Origin of the sequence: Streptomyces rectiviolaceus, assembly GCF_039533825.1 — a bacterium.
GTDB classification, from domain to species: Bacteria; Actinomycetota; Actinomycetes; order Streptomycetales; family Streptomycetaceae; genus Streptomyces; species Streptomyces rectiviolaceus.
The window spans coordinates 1-4,072 of sequence record NZ_BAAAUG010000166.1; the positions used below are offsets into that span (position 1 = coordinate 1).

A 4,072-nucleotide genomic window follows, 5' to 3' on the forward strand; every position below is an offset into this window, starting at 1 on the left:
GGCAGCGCTCCTGATCCTGGCGTCGGGGGCGGCCTGCTCCGCGGCGTGGGCGGCACGGCGGCCCCCGACGCGGCTCGCGATGCGGCTGCTCTCCGTGGGGATCGTGGTGGCCGCCGCGGTGCTCGGCTCGATGGCCGGTGTCGTCGCGTGCACCGGGGTCCTGCTCTGTTCACTGGCGACCGCCCTCATGCGGCGCCGGATGCTCGGCCTGGCCGGCCTCGCCCTGGCGACGGCGGTGGTGACCGGTCTGACCTGGGCGATCGCCGACGACGTACTCCCGGAGGGGCTGAGCGCGTCCCTGGAGGGTCAGCTCGACGGGCACCGGGTCCAGCTGTGGCACGACGCGCTCACCCTCGCGGGCCGGGAGCCGGCGCTCGGCGTGGGCCCCGGCAGGTTCGCCGACTCCAGCCCCACGGTGGCCGAGAATCTCCTGACGGACGGCAAACCCCATTCGGCGCCGCTGCAGCAGGCGGCCGAGCAGGGGCTGGCGGGCGTGGTCCTGCTCGCGGCGGTGTTCTGCTGGCTTCTGTACGCCCTGTACCGCTCGCCGCGCTCCACTCAGGTCGTCCTGTCGGCGGGCGCTGCCCTGACGGCGCTTGCCGCCGTGGCCTCGGTCGGCAACGCGCTGAGCGTCACGGCGGTGACGACGGGCGCGGGGCACCTCGCGGGCATCGCCACGGCGCGACCGCTGGGCGACGAGCCGGTGCAGGTCAGGCCGCCGGGGTCCCCGCCACGGACAGCCGGTCGCGAATGATCCGTACGGCCGCTTCGGCGTCGTCGACGGTGACCGTGAACGTGCGGCCGTCACCCAGGCTGAGCACCAGGCCCTCACCACGCCTGACCACGACAGCGGTGCCGATGTCGGGCCGCGAGCGGTAGCCCCAGCCGCCCCACTGCCTGGGGCTGACGGCCTGCGCGAAGTCGGCGCCCACTACGTGGGAGAGGGGGATGCGGCGGCGCGGCAGGCCCATGTGGCCGCAGCGCACTTCCAGGGAGTCCTTGTCGACCTTCACGGCGACATGGACGAAGGCGAGGGTGCCGAACAGGATCAGAAGCCCGGCGGCGATGCACCCCACGACGGACATGGCCAGGGCCGCGATCCCGGACGTCCACATGTTGTCGACGGCCAGCTCGATCCCCAGTGCCAGACACAGGGCACCGGCCAGCGCGAGCAGCCACTGCACGCGGTTGGTCGCCTTGCCGGTCCAGACTTCGGGCAGGGCGTCGGCTGTGCTGCCCCGCTCACTGTGGGTGTGGTCCCTCATGCGTCCGAGAGTACCCACGTTCCGGAGGGAAGGCACCGCATCGCGGAGCGTCACCTCCGTACGGGATTCAGCGCGCGGGGCTGACCGCCGCGAGCAGCCTGCCCTCGGCGTACGTGTGGGCGGCGACGGGCAGCTCGGAGGCGCGGCCGCTCAGGATCACCGTCAGGCCGCCTTCCGCGCCGTTGCCGGGACCGGGGAGTTCTCCGGTCCTGCGCAGCGCCTGCGCCGCGACCGCTCCGGCGGAGCCGTGCAGGACGAGGGGCGGCAGCTCGGGCTGCTGGAGGGCCGCGCGGATGCGCTCTCCGACCAGCTCGTAATGGGTGCAGCCCAGGACGACGGCCCTTACGTCACGCGGAGTGAGGGCCGCCGCGGCGGCGACCGCCCGGTCGATGGCCGCTTCGTCGGCGTACTGCACGGCGTCCGCCAGGCCGGGGCAGGGCACCTCCGTGACGCCGACGCCGCCGGCGAACTCCTCGATGAGGCCGCGCTGGTAGGGGCTTCCGGTGGTGGCGGGAGTGGCCCAGATGGCGATGGGGCCGCCGCCCGCCGCGGCCGGCTTGATCGCCGGTACGGTCCCGATGATGGGCAGGTCGGGCTCGAACCGGGCGCGCAGGGCGGGCAGGGCGTGCACGGACGAGGTGTTGCAGGCCACGATCAGTGCTTCGGGGTGGTGCGCCGCGGCCGCCTCCGCGATGGCGAGCGAGCGCTGGATGACGTCCTCTGCGGAGCGCGGTCCCCAGGGCAGTCCGTCGGGGTCCGACGAGAGGACGAGATCGGCGTCCGGCCGCAGGCGACGTACCGCCGCCGCCGCGGGGAGCAGGCCGATACCGGAGTCAATGAGCGCGATCTTCACCCGGTCACCATAGTCGATCGGCCCCCGGCGCCCGGGGCCGTGGGGCAGACTGCGGCGGATGAGCGCCGTTGTGTGGACCGCCGCCGCATCGCTTGCCGCCTGGCTGTGGCTGCTGTTGGGACAGGGCTTCTTCTGGCGCACGGACCTGCGTCTGCCGTCGCGCCGCGAACCGGACACCTGGCCATCGGTCTGCGTCGTCGTCCCCGCCCGCGACGAGGCCGCCGTGCTGCCCGAGAGCCTGCCCTCGCTGCTCGCCCAGGACTACCCCGGGCAGGCCGAGATCTTCCTTGTCGACGACGGGAGTTCGGACGGCACCGGTGCGCTGGCCCGCGGCCTTGCCGACCGGCACGGAGGCCTGCCGCTGACCGTCGACTCACCCGGGGAGCCGCCGCCGGGCTGGACCGGCAAGCTCTGGGCCGTACGGCACGGCATCGGCCTGGCACGCGCGCGTGCGCCCCGGTATCTGCTGCTGACCGACGCGGACATCGCCCATGAGCCGGACAGTCTGCGGGAGTTGGTCGCCGCGGCGGAGACGGCCGGTTTCGACCTTGTCTCGCAGATGGCGCGGCTGCGCGTCGCGAGCACGTGGGAGCGGCTCGTCGTCCCGGCGTTCGTGTACTTCTTCGCGCAGCTGTATCCGTTCCGCTGGATCGCCAAGAGAGAGTCCCGCACGGCCGCGGCCGCCGGCGGATGCGTCCTGGTGAGCACGGTGGCCGCCGAACGCGCGGGGATCCCCGACTCCATCCGGCATGCCGTGATCGACGACGTGACGCTCGCCAGGGCGGTGAAGCGCTCGGGCGGCCGCATCTGGCTGGGGCTCGCGGAGCGCGTCGACAGTGTGCGCCCCTACCCCGGGCTCGGCGATCTCTGGCGGATGGTGTCGCGCAGCGCCTACGCCCAACTGCGGCACAATCCCCTGATCCTGCTCGGTACGGTCCTGGGGCTCGCCCTGATCTATCTGGTGCCCCCGGTCGCGCTGATCGGCGGCCTGGCCACCGGCAGCGCGCTGCCCGCCGTGCTCGGTGGAGCCGCGTGGCTCGTGATGACGGCGACGTACATCCCGATGCTGCGCTACTACCGGCAGACCCTCTGGCTCGCTCCCCTGCTGCCGTTCACCGCTTTCCTCTACCTCCTCATGACGGTGGATTCAGCGGTGCAGCACTACAGGGGGCGCGGAGCGGCGTGGAAGGGGCGGACCTACTCCCGCCCCGACCCCGCTCCCGAACAGCACTGATCACCCGCGAAGGCGGCTACTTCCTGCCGGGCGTCCAGTTCATGCCCCAGCCGTACGCGTAGTCGATGGTGCGCTGCGGGCTCACACCGCGCTCGGGCACGAGGTAGCGGGCCTCGCGCTGGACGAAGAGGTCGCCGTTGGTGTTCGTGAGCAGCGCGAGCGCGCACACCGTGGAGGGCACCGTGCACTCGTCGAGCGAGAAGTCGATGGAGGCGCCGTGCTGCGGCTGCAGGGTCACTGTGGCGTTCAGGTCGGCGAAGCTGCGCGCGCCTTCGTAGATCGTCACGAAGATGACGATGCGCTTGAAGTCCTTGATGTGGTCGAGGTTGACCGTGAGGTTCTCGCCGCTGGCCACGGCGCCGGTGCGGTCGTCGCCGTCGAGCAGGAGGTACGGAGGCTGGTCGAGCGCTCCGAAGGCGTTGCCCAGCGCCTGGACCACTCCCTTGCGGCCGTCGGCCAGTTCGTACAGGGCGCACAGGTCCAGGTCGAGGTCCGCGTGCATCGCCACGGCCCGGCCGAGCTTGCTGGCCCAGCCCTTGAACTGCTTGCGCACCTCCCAGTTGAGGTTCACGCGCATCGCGCCGGATGTGCCGCCCTGCTTGGTGAGCGAGACGGACGGCGCTTCCTTGGTGAGCGTGACTTTGGAGAGGCGCACGGGCTGGGCTGCGGCGGGCGCGGCATCGGGCGCCTGGGCGGGCGGCGGCGGGGCCTGGGCAGGGG

5 protein-coding genes are annotated in these 4,072 nt (G+C 72.8%); 2 read left to right on the forward strand and 3 right to left on the reverse strand.

Features of this window, described 5'->3' with window-relative positions:
- Nucleotides 1-754: O-antigen ligase family protein (locus tag ABD378_RS36615; RefSeq protein WP_344528379.1), on the forward strand; the 754-nt coding region annotated here is incomplete at its 5' end.
- Here ABD378_RS36615 and ABD378_RS36620 read toward each other — a convergent pair.
- Both ABD378_RS36620 and ABD378_RS36625 read right to left on the reverse strand, forming a co-directional pair.
- On the reverse strand, nt 711-1,265 hold the full coding sequence (locus tag ABD378_RS36620; RefSeq protein WP_344528381.1) for a hypothetical protein: 555 nt from the start codon (nt 1,263-1,265) through the stop codon (nt 711-713). The genes ABD378_RS36615 and ABD378_RS36620 overlap by 44 nt on opposite strands.
- Before the next feature lie 67 nt (nt 1,266-1,332).
- Nucleotides 1,333-2,118: a glutamate racemase gene (locus tag ABD378_RS36625; protein WP_344528383.1), complete on the reverse strand. Its 786-nt coding sequence runs from the start codon at nt 2,116-2,118 to the stop codon at nt 1,333-1,335.
- Nucleotides 2,119-2,176: 58 nt separating this feature from the next.
- Here ABD378_RS36625 and ABD378_RS36630 point away from each other — a divergent pair, with 58 nt between their 5' ends.
- Nucleotides 2,177-3,352 carry a glycosyltransferase gene (locus ABD378_RS36630; protein WP_344528385.1) on the forward strand — a complete coding sequence of 392 codons (1,176 nt, stop codon included), beginning with the start codon at nt 2,177-2,179 and terminating at the stop codon, nt 3,350-3,352.
- Nucleotides 3,353-3,368: 16 nt separating this feature from the next.
- Here ABD378_RS36630 and ABD378_RS36635 read toward each other — a convergent pair.
- Nucleotides 3,369-4,072: TerD family protein (locus ABD378_RS36635; RefSeq protein WP_425583942.1), on the reverse strand; the 704-nt coding region annotated here is incomplete at its 5' end.

Excerpts from the sequence above, each read along its gene's own strand:
- ABD378_RS36620 (WP_344528381.1), bottom strand. The coding sequence starts at position 1,265 with ATGAGGGACCACACCCACAGTGAGCGGGGCAGCACAGCCGACGCCCTG.
- ABD378_RS36630 (WP_344528385.1), top strand. The coding sequence starts at position 2,177 with ATGAGCGCCGTTGTGTGGACCGCCGCCGCATCGCTTGCCGCCTGGCTG.